At 67.4% G+C, this 14,779-nt stretch carries 11 protein-coding genes; all 11 read left to right on the plus strand.

What is annotated here, in order from left to right:
* Positions 1-89: 89 nt before the first annotated feature.
* The 11 genes from GY24_RS00825 to uidB all read left to right on the plus strand — a co-directional run bounded on the left by GY24_RS00825 (position 90) and on the right by uidB (position 14,736).
* Positions 90-941 (plus strand): sugar phosphate isomerase/epimerase family protein, encoded by an 852-nt coding sequence (locus GY24_RS00825; protein ID WP_233279133.1) that lies wholly within the window; start codon positions 90-92, stop codon positions 939-941.
* Positions 938-2,035: a Gfo/Idh/MocA family protein gene (locus GY24_RS00830; protein ID WP_104473921.1), complete on the plus strand. Its 1,098-nt coding sequence runs from the start codon at positions 938-940 to the stop codon at positions 2,033-2,035. Before GY24_RS00825 ends, GY24_RS00830 begins: the two co-directional genes overlap by 4 nt.
* Positions 2,032-3,198, plus strand: a complete 1,167-nt coding sequence (locus GY24_RS00835) for a Gfo/Idh/MocA family protein (protein ID WP_104473922.1) — start codon at positions 2,032-2,034, stop codon at positions 3,196-3,198. Before GY24_RS00830 ends, GY24_RS00835 begins: the two co-directional genes overlap by 4 nt.
* A 266-nt stretch (positions 3,199-3,464) precedes the next feature.
* Positions 3,465-5,006 carry an ABC transporter substrate-binding protein gene (locus GY24_RS00840; protein ID WP_104473923.1) on the plus strand — a complete coding sequence of 514 codons (1,542 nt, stop codon included), beginning with the start codon at positions 3,465-3,467 and terminating at the stop codon, positions 5,004-5,006.
* Positions 5,007-5,097: 91 nt separating this feature from the next.
* Entirely contained in the window at positions 5,098-6,039 is a 942-nt protein-coding gene (locus GY24_RS00845) for an ABC transporter permease (RefSeq protein ID WP_104473924.1), read from the plus strand.
* Entirely contained in the window at positions 6,036-7,853 is a 1,818-nt protein-coding gene (locus tag GY24_RS00850; RefSeq protein ID WP_104473925.1) for a dipeptide/oligopeptide/nickel ABC transporter permease/ATP-binding protein, read from the plus strand. Before GY24_RS00845 ends, GY24_RS00850 begins: the two co-directional genes overlap by 4 nt.
* The gene (locus GY24_RS00855) at positions 7,853-8,743 is read left to right on the plus strand and encodes an ATP-binding cassette domain-containing protein (RefSeq protein ID WP_104473926.1); all 891 of its coding nucleotides are present in this window, start codon (positions 7,853-7,855) and stop codon (positions 8,741-8,743) included. The genes GY24_RS00850 and GY24_RS00855 overlap by 1 nt, the downstream gene beginning before the upstream one ends.
* A gap of 94 nt (positions 8,744-8,837) precedes the next feature.
* On the plus strand, positions 8,838-9,899 hold the full coding sequence (locus GY24_RS00860) for a LacI family DNA-binding transcriptional regulator (protein ID WP_233279124.1): 1,062 nt from the start codon (positions 8,838-8,840) through the stop codon (positions 9,897-9,899).
* Positions 9,900-10,003: 104 nt separating this feature from the next.
* Complete coding sequence (gene uxaC, locus GY24_RS00865; RefSeq protein WP_104473928.1) at positions 10,004-11,416, plus strand: glucuronate isomerase; 1,413 nt, start codon at positions 10,004-10,006, stop codon at positions 11,414-11,416.
* The gene (locus tag GY24_RS00870; protein ID WP_233279125.1) at positions 11,413-12,867 is read left to right on the plus strand and encodes a mannitol dehydrogenase family protein; all 1,455 of its coding nucleotides are present in this window, start codon (positions 11,413-11,415) and stop codon (positions 12,865-12,867) included. The genes uxaC and GY24_RS00870 overlap by 4 nt, the downstream gene beginning before the upstream one ends.
* A 390-nt stretch (positions 12,868-13,257) precedes the next feature.
* Positions 13,258-14,736, plus strand: coding sequence for a glucuronide transporter (uidB, locus tag GY24_RS00875; protein WP_104473929.1), 1,479 nt, complete (start codon positions 13,258-13,260; stop codon positions 14,734-14,736).
* The last annotated feature ends 43 nt before the right edge of the window (positions 14,737-14,779 follow it).

A 14,779-nucleotide genomic window follows, 5' to 3' on the forward strand; every position in this document is an offset into this window, starting at 1 on the left:
TCGCGGAACCGGACGTAGAGTGGCCGCATGCCCAGCGGCGAACCGTCGCCGGGTTCTCAACGAGGCGAACCTTCTGCGGAGGCAATTTCATCGTGTCAACCACGCTCACCCCCACCTGGACCCTGTCGGGATTCGGCGACGAGATCGACCCGGAACCGGCCGTGCAGGTCGCCGTTCTGAAGGCGCTCGGCGCGAGCCACATTGAGGTGCGCAGCGCGTGGACAACGAATGTCGTCGACCTCGACGACGAGCAGCTCGAGCGCCTGCGCGCGATCCTCACAAGCCAGGAGATGTCGGTCTCGGCGATCGCGTCGCCCATCGGCAAGGTCGATGTCTCCCTCGCCGCCGAGCTCGAGGTGCACCGCCTCCGGCGCATCATTCGCGTCGCCCACGCGCTGGAGACACCCAACATCCGGGTGTTCTCGTTCTTCCGCGGCGAGGGCATCTCGGTCGAGAGCACCAGGGACGCGGTCATGACGCGCATGCGGCTGTTGGCCGACGAGGCCGAGAAGGCCGGCGTCGTGCTGCTGCACGAGAACGAGAAAGACATCTACGGAGACACCCCCGAGCGCGTGCTCGACCTGGTCGAGAGCGTCGGGTCACCCGCGCTCCGCCTCGCCTGGGACAACGCCAACTTCGTGCAGGTCGGCGCGAAGCCGTTCACCGACGGCTACGCGATGCTGCGCCCCTACCTGGACTACCTGCAGGTGAAGGATGCCGTCGCCGCAACCGGCGAGGTCGTGCCAGCAGGCCAGGGCGACGGCGAACTGCGCGAGACCCTGACCGCGCTGCGCGACGACGGCTACAGCGGCTTCGCCTCGCTCGAGCCGCACCTGGCCGCCCAGCACGCCCTCGGTGGATTCTCCGGTCCCGCCGCGTTCGGACAGGCGGCCCGAGCCTTCGCCGCGCTGCTCGCCGAGATCGGGGTCGGCACGAAATGACCGAACAGACCCTCACCGTCAACGGCGATGCTGAGCGACTGGCTCCCCACACACGTCGCGTCGCGGTCATCGGCTGCGGCGACATCTCGGCCATCCACCTGGCCGCGATCGCCGGCCTGCCCGGCGCCAGACTGGTCGGGGTCTCCGACCCGGATGCCGCCAGGCTGGCCGCGACGGTCCAGGCGCACGGAGTGCCCGGGTTCGCCGACCACCTGGAGCTGTTCGCTGAGCTCGCTCCCGACGTCGTGCACATCTGCACCCCGCACAACACACATGCGCAACTGGCGATCGACGCCCTCGAGCGCGGCATCAACGTGATCGTCGAGAAGCCGCTCGCTGATTCGCGTGACGAGGGCAGGCGGGTGGCCGCCGCTGCCAGGAACAGCACGGCGAGAATCGGCGTGTGCTTCCAGAACCGGTACAACGCGCCGGTTGTCGCGGCACAGGCTCTGTTGGCAGGCGGCACCCTGGGCTCGATCAGGGGAGCGTCTGCCACCGTGAGCTGGCACCGCACCGCGGAGTACTACCTCGACCGGCCCTGGCGCGGCACCTGGGCCGGCGGTGGCGGCGGGCTGCTGATGAACCAGGCGATCCACACCATCGACCTGCTGCACTGGCTCGTTGGCCCGGTCGCTGACGTCGACGGTCATGCAAGCACCAGGCACCTCGGTGAGGTTATCGAGGTGGAAGACACCGCAGAGCTGATGCTGAGCCATGAGAACGGTGCGCGCAGCGTCTTCTACGCCACGCTGGCCCACACTCTGAATTCCCCGGTCAGTATCGAGATCGTGACCGATGGGGCGGTCCTTCTGCTCCGGGGCGATCTCACCGTCACGTACGCGGATGGCCGAACAGAGCTCGTCAGGGAGGCCAGGGCCGCAACCGGGGAGCGTGCCTACTGGGGCATCTCGCACGAGCTGCTCATCGCTGACTTCTACCGCGGCCTCGATTCCGGAGAGCCGTTCTGGATTGACCCGGACGAAGCGCAGAAGTCCCTCGACATCGTTCAAGGCGTCTATGACCTGTCGTACGGCACGCGCTCTGGCGCGCTCCCGCACACGACCGATTCCCCCTCACAGAAAGCAGTTTCATGACTAAGAAGGTACGCATCGGCATCATCGGGCTCGGCGCCCAGGGGTCCATGTACGCGAAGTTCATCACCGATGGCCTGGTGCCGAACATGGAAATCGGGGCCATCGCAGACATCGACCCGGCCAAGGCGGAGAGCGCGGCATCCGACTACCCGGGAATCCCCTTCTTCTCCGACTACCTGGAGATGATCGAGAGCGGCAGCGTCGACGCCATCGTCACGTGCGTTCCGCACTTCCTGCACCCGCAGATCGGCATCGACGCGCTGCGGCGCGACATCCATGCCCTGGTCGAGAAGCCGGCAGGCGTTTACACCAAGCAGGTCGCGGAGCTCAATGCCTTTGCGCAGACCAAGCCGGAGCTGAGCTTCGGCATCATGTTCAACCAGCGCAACAACCCGCTGTACATCCGGCTCAAGGAGATCGTCGACGGCGGCGAGATCGGCAGCATCCTGCGCTCGAACTGGATCATCACCAACTGGTGGCGCCCGCAGGGCTACTACGACCAGAGTGCCTGGCGCGCCACCTGGGGCGGAGAGGGCGGTGGGGTGCTCGTCAACCAGGCCCCGCACCAGCTCGACCTGTGGCAGTGGATCTGCGGCGTGCCGAAGTCGGTGTACTCGAAGGTCGCATACGGCTACCGCCGCAACATCGCGGTCGAGGACGAGGTGACCGCCCTCGTCGACTACGGCAACGGCGCCACCGGCGTCTTCATCACCGCCACCCACGAGATGACCGGAACCGACCGCTTCGAGATCGTCGGCTCACAGGGCAAGATCGTCGTCGAGAACTCGCAGACCGCGACCGTCACCCGGCTGAAGCGCCCGGAGCGCGAGCTCAGCGAGGGCATGGACATGAGCGACGTCATGAAGCTGTTCATGGGCCAGCTCAACACCGACGACTACTACGAGCAGGAGACCATCGAGTTCGACTCGGTGTGGGGCGCCCAGCACGCCGGCGTGCTCGAGAACTTCGCCGCGAACATCCTCGACGGCACCCCGCTGCTGGCACCCGGTTCCGACGGCATCACGGGCGTGCGCCTGGCCAACGCCATCCACCTCTCGAGCTGGACCGGACGCGAGGTGTCGCTCGACTTCGACGAGGAGGAGTTCCTCGCGGAGTTGAACTCGCGCATCCGGGTCGAGGACAAGTTCCCCGAACGGGTCTGATCCGCTCACGAGCAACCGGCAGGTGCAGGCGTGGGAGCCGCTCGCAGGCGTGGCTCCCACGCCGCTCTTGCGCGCCCACCAGCGCAGCGACCGGTCGCTGGCCACGATTTGATTCCGAGCCGCACGCGATTTTGACAATCGGTTGCCAAACTTGACTTGGCTGATATAGCGTTACCGAAACAATCACAGGTTGTCGCCCTTCTCTGAGGGTGCAACCGGTTGCACCACTCAATGTCGAGAAGCACCAGCAGCGCAAGGAGAAAACAATGAAGTTTCGTTCCCGGGTGACAGCCGTCGCCCTCCTCACCGCGGCGGCGATAACGCTGACCGCCTGCTCAGGAAGCGGCGCACAACCGGCTTCGTCCGACGGCTCGGCCGGCACGGGCGGCACCCTCACGATTGGCGCTTTCGTCGACGTGAAGTCGTTCGACCCGGCCCAGGCCCACATCGGCCACTACGTCCAGTACTACCAGCCGGTGTACGACTCCCTGCTGCGTCGCGAGCCCGATGGAACGCTGGTGCCCATGCTCGCGACGGCGTGGGAGTACAACTCCGACAACACCGAGCTCACCCTCACCCTCCGTGACGACGTGACCTTCACCGACGGCACCACGCTCGACGCCGAAGCCGTCAAGGTCAACCTCGACCGGTTCCGCACCGGCAATGGCCCCGACGCGTCGACCCTGGCCCAGGTCTCTGATGTCGCCGCCACGGACGCCACCACCGTGGTGATCACGCTCAAGGCGCAGGACCCCGCGCTGCTCGACTACCTCGGCAACGCCGATGGCTTCATCGCCAGCCCAGCGGCCATTGAGGGCGGCAAGCTCGCCACCGACCCGGTCGGCAGCGGACCCTACACGCTCGACAAGTCCAAGACCGTCGCGGCATCCACCTACACCTTCGTGAAAAACCCGGACTACTGGGACCCGTCGCTCCAGGTCTACGACACGATCGTGCTCAAGCCGATCCTCGACACCACCGCGATGTCGAATGCCATCATCTCCGGGCAGATCAACGCGGCGCTGCTCACCGCGAAGACGCAGCCGCAGGCCAAGGGCGCCGGCCTCACCGAGTACAACTACCCGACCGACTGGCAGGGACTGCTGTTCTTCGACCGCGATGGAACCATGGTTCCCGAGCTCGCCGACGTCAAGGTGCGTCAGGCCATCAACTACGCGATCGACAAGGAAACCCTGCTCGCCCAGGTGGGCAAGGGTCTCGGCACGGCGACCAGCCAGCCGTTCGGCAAGGGCACCGACGCGTTCGACGAGTCGCTCGAGTCGGCGTACCCGTACGACGTCGAGAAGGCGAAGGCGCTCCTCAGCGAGGCAGGCGTCGGTGAGTTCAGCATCACCATGCCGACGGTCTCCGGGTTCTTCGACCCTGCCCTCACGGCCGGTATCGGCCAGAACCTCGCCGACGTCGGCATCACGGTGAACTGGGAGAACGTGGCCGGGTCGGACTTCATCTCCAGCCTGGTTCAGGGCAAGTACGCCGCCAGCTGGTTCTCGCTGTTCCAGGGTTCACCCTGGGTTGCGGTCAACCAGATCATCGCCCCAGAGGCCACGTACAACCCGTTCCACACGACCGATGCGAAGGTCGACACGCTCATCACCGCCATCCAGACCGGTTCGGCCGACGAGCAGAAGACGGCGGCCCAGGAAATCAACAAGTACATCGTCGAGCAGGCCTGGTTCGCCCCGTTCTACCGTCCAGACCAGATCTTCTTCACCGACAAGAACACCACGACCGAGCCGCAGTTGCAGCAGGCCGTGCCGTCGATCTACTCCTACGCGCCCGCGCAGTAAGTAGCTCGGGTCCCCGACCGCGCATGGCCGGGGACCCCTCCCTCACCTTTGCCTCACCCCCCACCACCAACCACCTGACAACGGAGCAGAAATGGTTTCCTTTATCGTCCGACGCCTGATTTCGGGCGTGGTGGTGCTCTTCGTAGTGTCGTCGTTGACGTTCTTCATGTTGTACTTCTCGGCGACAAGCGTCGCCCGCAACATCCTGGGTGAATCGGCCACGCAGGCGCAGGTGCACCTCAAAGAGATCGAGCTCGGTCTTGATCAGCCCCTCTTCTCCCGCTACTTCGACTGGCTGGGAGGCGCGCTCAGCGGCAACTTCGGTGTGTCGTGGTTCAACAGCCAGCCCGTTGTCGAGAGCATCGTCGGGCGTCTTCCCACGACACTGTCCATCGTCCTGGTGACGATTGTGATCGCCGCGGTCTTGGCCACGTTGTTCGGCGTCGCCGCAGCTGTGCGCCGCGGATGGGTGGATCGCCTGCTGCAGATCGTCTCCATCGGGGCCTCTGCCATCCCGCAGTTCGTTGTCGCGATTGTGCTGGTCACTGTCTTCGCGATCGGCCTGCAACTGTTGCCCGCGACGGGCTATGTGCCCCTGACCGACAACGTCGGGGGCTGGCTCGCCTCGATCACGCTGCCGATCATCGCCTTAGCGATCGGCGCGGTCGCCTCGACCGCCCAGCAGGTCCGAAGCGCCGTGATCACCGTGCTCAGCCGCGACTATGTGCGAACGCTGCGCAGCCGCGGCCTGGCCCCGCGGGAGATCCTGTTCCGGCATGTGCTGCGCGGCGCCGCCCCGGCCGGTCTCACCGTGTTGTCGCTGCAGTTCATCGGAATGCTCGGTGGCGTTGTCGTGCTCGAGCAGATCTTCGCCCTTCCTGGGCTGGGATTCCTGGCGCTGCAGTCCACTACCCAGGGTGACATGCCCGTCCTGATGGGTGTCGTGGTCTACATCGTCATCATCGTTGTTGTTGTCAACTTGCTGGTCGACCTCGCCGTCGGCTGGCTGAACCCGAAGGCGCGTGTGTCATGACCGAAACATTGGCTGAGACCCCACAGCCCGAAGCAGCGGTTCGCACGGGTGTGTTCCGTCGGCTCCTGAAGAACCCCCTGGGCCTGACGGCCCTGATCATCCTCGGGATCGTGGTCCTGACCGGAATCTTCGGCCCCGTCATCGCCCCGTTCGACCCCAACAAGGCCGATCTGGTGAACGCCTTGGCCGGTCCCGGCACCGACGGACACCTTCTCGGTACCGACAGTGCGGGACGCGACGTGTTCAGCCGGCTGTTGGTCGGCGCGCAGAGCACCCTGCTTGCCGCCGCCCTCGCCGCGGTCGTCGCCCTCCTGATCGGGCTGCCGACCGGACTGCTGGCCGGCTATTTCGGCGGCAAGTTCGACTCGGTGGCGAGCTGGTGCACGAACGTGCTCATGTCACTCCCGGCGATCATCATCCTGCTCGCCGCCAGCGCAGCCCTGGGCCGGTCGGTGTGGATTTCCATGACCGTGTTCGGTGTGCTGATGTCCCCCGGAATGTTCCGCCTCACCCGCACGTCGGTGCAGGCCGTGCGCAATGAGCTCTACGTCGACGCGGCGCGGGTCGCCGGTCTCAGCACCGCCAGCATCATCGGCAAGCACATCCTGTTCGTGGTGCGCGCACCTCTGATCATCCAGACGTCGATCGTCTGCGGTATCGCCATCGCGATTCAGGCAGCTCTCGAGTTCCTGGGGCTGGGCGACCCGCTCACCCCGACCTGGGGCGTGATGCTCAACGAAGGCTTCATCAACATCTACGGCTCTCCAATCCTCGCCGTCTGGCCGGGCCTGGCGATCTCGCTCACCGTGGGCTCATTCGTTGTCCTCGGCAACGCGTTGCGTGACGCCTTGGAGGACGCACCGAAGTTCAAGCGGACCAAGCCCATCCAGCTCACCCCGCCGAGGACTGAGTCGGTGCAGGCGGTCGACCTCGCCGCAGCCGACCACCTGCTGAGCGTCTCGCGTCTCGGCGTCGGCTACCCGCAGCAGGGCGGAGCGACCAAGGTCGTCGTCGCCGATGTGTCGTTCCACGTGGACCGCGGCGAAGTGCTCGGCATCGTCGGTGAATCCGGCTCGGGCAAGTCCCAGACCGCGTTCTCCATCCTGGGGCTCCTGCCGGATGAGGCCGAGATCCTGGGCGGCAGCATCAGCTTCGACGGCATTCCGCTGGTCTCGGCCGGGGGCAACCGCCTGTCGCAGGGGCGTTTGTCCGAGCTCCGCGGAAAGCGCATCGCGTACATTCCACAGGAGCCGATGTCGAACCTCGACCCGAACTTCACGATCGGCTACCAGCTGGTGCGGCCGCTCACGCGAGTGCTCGGCCTGTCGAAGGCCGAAGCCACCGCGCGGGCGCTTGAGCTTCTCACCATCGTGGGGATCACCAACCCGCAGCGCACATTCGACGCCTACCCGCACGAAGTCTCCGGGGGGATGGCACAGCGCGTGCTGATCGCCGGAGCCGTCAGCTGCAACCCCGATCTGTTGATCGCCGACGAGCCCACCACCGCACTCGATGTGACCGTGCAGGCCGAGGTGCTCGACCTGCTCCGCGATCTGCAGGCCCGTTTCAACATGGGCGTGGTGCTCGTCACGCACAACTTCGGTGTGGTTGCCGACCTCTGCGACCGCGTCGTCGTGATGCAGAACGGTCGTGTCGTCGAATCCGGCGATGTGCGCACCATCCTCCGCGCCCCCCGGGAGCAGTACACGCGCACCCTGCTCGGCGCGATGCTCGAGGGAAAGACGCCCATGAGCACGCTCACCGTCACCGAACCCGCCCCCGTGTTCGACGCCCCAGTGAAAGTTGGTCTGTGATGAACGCATCCACCAGCGACCAGACAGGTCCTGGCGGCCTGCTCCGGGTCGACAACCTCATCGTCGAGTACCCCGGCACAGGTTTCAGGGCCAAGCCCTTCCGCGCGCTGGACGACGTGTCGATCCACATCGGCGCCGGAAAGACCCTGGGCCTGGTCGGCGAGTCCGGCTCAGGCAAGACCACCCTCGGGCGCGCCCTGCTCGGCCTCGCTCCCGTCTCTGGTGGCACGATTCGCTTCGACAACGAAGACATCAGCCAGGCGAGCCGCAGCAAGCGCCGCGCACTCAGCCGTGACCTGCAGGTCGTCTTCCAGGATCCCTACACCTCGCTCAACCCGTCGATGACGGTGGGCGACATCCTGTCTGAGCCGCTCACCGTGCAAGGAAAAAGCCGCTCGGATGCGCGCAGGCGCGTGCGTGAGGTGCTCGACCAGGTCGGCCTGCCGCAGGATGCCATCGGTCGGATGCCGCGCGAGTTCAGCGGCGGGCAGCGGCAGCGCGTCGCAATCGCCCGGGCGCTCGCCCTCTCGCCCAAACTCATCGTCTGTGACGAGCCCGTCTCTGCGCTCGACCTCACCACGCAGGCCCGGGTACTCGACCTGTTCCTGCAGATCCAGCGCGACACGGGAGTGTCCTACCTGTTCGTGTCGCACGACCTCGACGTCGTGCGCCACATCAGCCACCGGGTTGCCGTGATGTACCGCGGCGAGATCGTGGAGCAGGGTCCGGCCGGGCAGGTCACCACCACGCCGGAACACCCGTATACCCAGCGACTGCTGTTGGCCTCGCCGGTGCCGGACCCCGACCGGCAGGAGCAACGCCGGGACAACCGGCGCAGACTGCTTGATGAGCAGCGTGCGCACGACATCCAGGCCGGGGTCGCCGCCTGATGCCGGGACTGTGGCACGATACAAGCGGGAGCAATAGATGAACGCCCCGGTCGGTGTCTCCACGACACCCGAAGCCACGAGAGGTGAGCAGAGCGTGACTAGTGACGTGACGAGCGACGACACCGCCGCCGCCGAAACGCGGCCCGGCCGACGCTCGAAAGCGCCTGCAACCATCTACGACATCGCCAAGCTGGCCGGGGTGAACCCGTCGACGGTCTCTCGTGCGCTGAGCAAGCCCGGACGCATCAACGTCAAGACGGAGGAACGCATCCACGCCGCGGCGAAGGAGCTGAACTACCGGCTCAACCCGATGGCACGCGCCCTGCCGACCGGACGCACGAACACCCTCGGGCTGCTGCTCGCCGACATCACAAACCCGATGTTCTTCGAGGTCGTGCGCGGCGCGGAGCGGGCGGCGAGCCGCCGGGGCTACACGCTGATCCTCGCCGAATCGCAGGAGTCTGGTGAGCGCGAGGCCGAGGCGGCCGAGCGTGTCTCGCCCTCGGTCGACGGCCTGGTGCTCGTCACCACGCGCCTGGGCGACGAGAAGATCCAGGAGTTCGCCGAGCGCAAGCCGCTCGTTGTCATCAACCGTCAGGTCGAGGGCGTGCACGGCATCGTTCCCGACCTGGAGCCGGGCATCGACGAGGCGCTGGCGCACCTCGCCGAGCTCGGCCACACCGCGCTGGCCTTCCTGTCCGGGCCGGCGAACTCGTGGATGAGCCGCGCCCGCTGGGATGCCCTTCTGGCCAAGGCGCCCGGGCTCGGGATGACGATCGTCGAGATCGGCCCGGGAGTGCCGACACTGGACGGCGGCCGCGACGCCCTCTCGCGCGTCCTGGCCTCCGGCGTCACCGCCGTGCTCGCCTACAACGACCTGATGGCCATCGGCCTGATGCGTGCAGCGCAAGAGCAGGGGCTGGTCGTTCCCGGCCGGCTCAGCATCATCGGCTTCGACGACATCTTCGGCTCCGACTTCACCTCCCCGCAGCTCAGCACGATCCGCACGCCGCTCGGCGATATCGGCGAACGGGCGATCCGGCTGACCCTCGAACTCATCGACGAGTATGCCGAGGGCACGCCCGCCCGGGTCGACGCCAGCCCGCTGCCCACCGAGTTGGTCGTCCGCGGATCCACAGGCCCCATCCAGCCGTAGGGAGCCGCCCGGCGGCTGCCCTGTCGTGGACCCTGAGCGGGTGCACAGTGTTTTGGCAACCGGTTGACAAACCCGCAATCCCGATGTTCACTAAAGGAGTGTCCATGACCCTCACCCTTGACTCAGACCGCCTGTTCCCCGCGGACCCGGCGACGCGCACCGTCGCGCGCGCGCTCTACCAGCGTGTGGCTGACGCGCCGATCATCTCGCCGCACGGCCACGTCGACCCGCTTCTTCTGCTCGGCAACGAGCCGTTCGGTGACCCGGCCGAGCTCTTCATCCGCTTCGACCACTACGTTTCTCGGCTGATGCACGCGGCCGGCGTGAAGCTGACCGAGCTCGGCATCCCCAGCCGCACCGGCGGCGAGCCGGTGGCCACCCCCCGTGAGGTGTGGCGCACGTTCTGCGCGCACTGGCACCTGTACGCGGGCACCGCGTCCGGCTACTGGCTGCGGCACGAGTTCGCCACCCTGTTCGACATCGACGTGCAGCCATCCGAGGACACCGCCGACGCGCTCTTCGATCTCATCCAGGCGAAGCTGGCGACCGATGAATTCCGGCCGCGCGCGCTTTTTGCCCGGTTCAACATCGAGGTCATGGCCACCACCGACGACCCGATGGACGACCTGGCCGCACACCGCGCGCTGGCCGCCGACCCGAGCTTCACCGGCCGCGTGCTGCCCACCTTCCGACCGGACGCCTACCTCAACCCGGCCGCGCCGGGCTGGGCCGAGCGGGTCGCCGCTCTCGCTGCGTGGAACGGCTCTGACACCTCCAGCTATGCCGGATACATCGAGGCGCTCGCCGGGCGTCGCCGCTTCTTCGTCGAGAACGGGGCGGTCTCCGCCGACCACGGTGTGCTGCAGCCGCTCGCCGTGGACCTTGCCCCCGCAGAAGCGGCCGAATTGTTCGGCCGCGCTCTCGCCGGGGAGCTGACCGCTGCAGAGAGCCGCGTCTTCGCTGGCCACATGCTGCTCGAGATGGCCAGGATGAGCGTCGAGGACGGCCTCGTGATGACGGTGCACCCCGGTGTCTTCCGCAACCACAGCAGCGCCACCTTCGACGAGTTCGGACCGGACACCGGCCACGACATCCCCGTCACCACGACCTACGTGGAGGCCATGCGGCCGTTGCTCGAGAAGTACGGCAACAACCCCGACTTCCACCTCGTGCTGTTCAGCGTGGACGAGACCGTCTACTCGCGGGAGATCGCGCCGCTCGCCGGCTTCTACTCCAGCGTCTACATCGGCGCCCCGTGGTGGTTCTTGGACGCCCCGGACGCCGTCTTGCGTTTCCGCGCCGCGGTGACCGAGACGGCCGGTTTCTACCGCAGCTCCGGCTTCATCGACGACACCCGCGCGTTCCTCTCGATCCCGGCCCGGCACGACATGTCCCGCCGCCTGGACGCCGCGTTCCTCGCCCGACTCGTCTGCGAGGGTCGCATCGACCTCGATGCGGCCGAGCGCATCATCGTCGACCTGGTCGACGCCCTTCCCCGAAAGGTGTTCAAGCTGTGAGCATTGCCACTGACGTCAACACTTCCATCGACACTGCCGTCGCCCCGCTGAGCCGCGCGGCCCTCGCCGCGCGCATTGGCGAGAGCGTGCGCACCCCGCCGGTGCGCATCATCCACCTCGGCCTCGGCGCCTTCCACCGCGCCCACCAGGCCTGGTACACCGACCAGGTCGACGACAACGGCGAGTGGGGGATTGCGGCGTTCACCGGGCGCAGCGCCCAGGCCGCGCTCGAGCTGTCCCCGCAGGACGGCCTTTACACGCTCATCGAGCGTTCTGATGCCGGCGACAGCGCCGCGCTCGTCTCGAGCATCGTCGAGGCCGTCGACGGCAGCGACACGGCGCGCTTCGTCGAGCTGATGGCCGCCGAGTCGACCGCCCTCGTGACCCTCACCGTCACCGAGGCCGGATACCGGCTGCGCGCGGATGGCAGCCCGGATCTCGGCGACAGCGCACTCGCCGCGGATCTCGCGTTCCTGGCCGACAACCTCGATCGGGCGGCGCGTGGCGCCATCAGTGCAGGGGGCCCGACGACGACGCTCGGCCGCCTCGTTCTGGGCCTGGAGGCCAGACGCCTGGCCGGCGCCGGGGCGATCGCGATCGTTCCCTGCGACAACATGCCAGACAACGGCCCGCTCGTCGAGCGCGCCGTGTGGGCGCTCGCCACGATGCTGAACGCCGAGACAGCCGAGTGGATCGCGGCGCATGTCGCCTTCGTCTCGACCTCCGTCGACCGGATCACGCCGAAGACGACCGCGGACGACATCGCGGCGGCCGCCGGGCTCACCGGCTGGGCCGACCGCTCCCCGGTGGTCACCGAGCCGTTCCGGGACTGGGTGCTGAGCGGCCACTTCCCGGCCGGCAGGCCGGCCTGGGAGCGGGCGGGCGCCCGCTTCGTCGACGACATCGAGCCGTTCGAGCGCCGCAAGCTCTGGCTGCTCAACGGCGCGCACAGCCTGCTGGCCTACGCGGGCCTGCTGCGCGGGCACGACAGCGTCGCCGCCGCCATGGCCGACCCGGTCTGCCGGGGCTGGGTGAACGACTTCTGGGATGACGCCGTGCGCCACCTCCCGGCCGGGCTGCTGGCGCTGGATGAGTACCGGGCGGCCCTGATCGAGCGCTTCGACAACACCCGTATCGAACACCGGCTCGCCCAGATCTCGGCCGAGGCCGTGACCAAACTGCGGGTGCGCATTGCGCCGGTGGTGCTCGCCGAGCGCGCAGAGGGCCGCCAGGCGGCGGCCGGTATCCGTGCCATCGCCTCGTGGGCCTCCCTGGTGTTGGCCGGACGGCAGATGGTCGACGCTGAGGCCGCGCAGATCGGCGTGATCGCCGCACGGCCCACCGACGCTGCCATCGCGGGGCTGGTGGCGCTGGTGGATGCGCGGCTGGCGCAGGACGCCGCGATCCTGGCCGACATCACGGCTCTGGTCGGGGAGTACCAGGCCGAGTAACAACGGGTCGATGCGGCGCGGGCGGGGGATTCTCCGCCCGCGCTGTCGTGCGTGCCCGGGTTGTCGCGCATGCGGAATCGGCGTTCGACGGCCTCGTGGTTCTCCCAGCTGGGCGTGTGGTGACAATGTTTGGCAACCGTTTGCCATATCTTGCCGATCGTGTTTCACTTGACCTTGTCGAACACCGCTCCGCACCGGACTCAGGCTCGACATCCCCGCCGCAATGTCGCGTGCCGCAATGACGCGAACGAAAGGTACTCAATGTCGAAGCCTCAACCGATCCCCTCCCGGAAGCCGATGACCCCCGGTCAGTGCGTGGCATCCCCGGCCGCCGCGCACCGCGCCCGCCGGCCCCACTAAGGACTTCCGATCATGGGCAAAGGAGCCTCCATGTCACTCACCGAAACCACCCCGCGCACGGCGAAGGCCGCACCGGTCGCCGCCACCGGCAAGCTCAGTCCGCTGAGCATCGTCGGCTACGGGGCAGGCGACGCAGCCAACAACCTCGCGTTCACCACTGCGACGATGTTCCTGCTGATCTACTACACGGATGTCGCCGGCATCTCTGCAGCAGCAGCGGGCACCCTGCTCCTGGTGGTGCGCCTGTTCGACGCGTTCGCCGACATCTTCGCGGGCCGCATCGTCGACCGCACCTACAGCAAGCGGTTCGGCAAGTTCCGCCCGTTCATCATGTTCGGTTCTGTTCCGCTGCTGCTGCTCTCTGCCGCATCCTTCTCGATCCCGCAGATCGGCGAGACCGGCATGCTGCTCTACGCGTACCTGACGTACGCAGCGCTCGGGCTCGCATACAGCCTCGTCAACATCCCGTACGGCTCGCTGGCCGGGGCGATGACCCAAGACGGCGGTGAGCGCGCCAAGCTCGCCAGCGCCCGCTCCGTCGGCGCGGCCCTGGTCGGCGCGGGCCTGGGCGTCTTCGTCGCCCCGCTGATCGTGCCGGGTGCCGACCTGCAAGTGCTGTTCACCGGAATGACACTGGGCTTCGTGGTCGTCGGAACCGCGCTCTACATGTTCACTGCCTTCACCGCGAAGGAGAAGGTCGTCCGCGATGTCACGCATGTGACCATGAAGCAGAGCTTCGCCGTGCTGAAGAGCAACAAGCCGCTGCTCATGCTCTGCATCAGCTCGTTCGTCTTCCTGGTGGGCTATCTGGCCCTCGCCACCGTGCAGCTCTACTACCTGCGTGATGTGCTGCACGCCCTGCCGCTCTACGCCGCCATCTCGATCATTCAGTTGGTGGTCACCTTCGGGCTGGCCGCCTTCATTCCCGCGATTGTGCGCCACTTTGGAAAGCGCTTCGGATACATCGTCGGCGCCTCGATCATGGCCGCCGGCAGCCTGGTGATCTTCTTCGCGCCGGCCGAGGCAGTCTGGCTCGGCTTCGGTGGGCTGGTGATCTGCCAGCTCGGCATCGCTCTGGTCAACATGCTGGTGTGGACGCTGGAGGCAGACACGGTCGAGTACGGCGAGTGGAAGACCGGCGTGCGCGCTGAAGGAATCACCTACGCGCTGTTCTCGTTCACCCGCAAGACCGGTCAGGCCGTCGGCGGCGCCCTCGCCGCCTTCTCGCTGGCCTGGGGTGGCTACGCCGCGGGTGCGGCAGAGCAGACTGCACACGCCGAGCTCGGCATCCGCGCCGGAGCCGGACTGATCCCGCTCGTGGCCTCGGCGGTCGCGATCCTGTTCATGGTGTTCTACCCGCTCACCGACGCCAAGCACAAGCAGATCGTCGCCGAGATCGCCGAGCGCCGCGCGCTCACCGGGGCGGCCGCCCCCATCACGCCGTCGCTGTCCACGGCCGCCTTCGCCGCGCCGCGCACCGCCCACAGCCCGATTCCTCCCACCGAGTGACGCCGCGGCATCCGCACGGCACCACCCCTCACACCCAGAAAGT

It is taken from the genome of Microterricola pindariensis (assembly GCF_002936985.1).
Taxonomy (GTDB): Bacteria; Actinomycetota; Actinomycetes; order Actinomycetales; family Microbacteriaceae; genus Microterricola; species Microterricola pindariensis.

Coding starts and splice junctions, on each gene's coding strand:
- GY24_RS00830 (WP_104473921.1), top strand. CDS start 938: ATGACCGAACAGACCCTCACCGTCAACGGCGATGCTGAGCGACTGGCT.
- GY24_RS00835 (WP_104473922.1), top strand. CDS start 2,032: ATGACTAAGAAGGTACGCATCGGCATCATCGGGCTCGGCGCCCAGGGG.
- GY24_RS00840 (WP_104473923.1), top strand. CDS start 3,465: ATGAAGTTTCGTTCCCGGGTGACAGCCGTCGCCCTCCTCACCGCGGCG.
- GY24_RS00845 (WP_104473924.1), top strand. CDS start 5,098: ATGGTTTCCTTTATCGTCCGACGCCTGATTTCGGGCGTGGTGGTGCTC.
- GY24_RS00850 (WP_104473925.1), top strand. CDS start 6,036: ATGACCGAAACATTGGCTGAGACCCCACAGCCCGAAGCAGCGGTTCGC.
- GY24_RS00855 (WP_104473926.1), top strand. CDS start 7,853: ATGAACGCATCCACCAGCGACCAGACAGGTCCTGGCGGCCTGCTCCGG.
- uxaC (WP_104473928.1), top strand. CDS start 10,004: ATGACCCTCACCCTTGACTCAGACCGCCTGTTCCCCGCGGACCCGGCG.
- uidB (WP_104473929.1), top strand. CDS start 13,258: ATGTCACTCACCGAAACCACCCCGCGCACGGCGAAGGCCGCACCGGTC.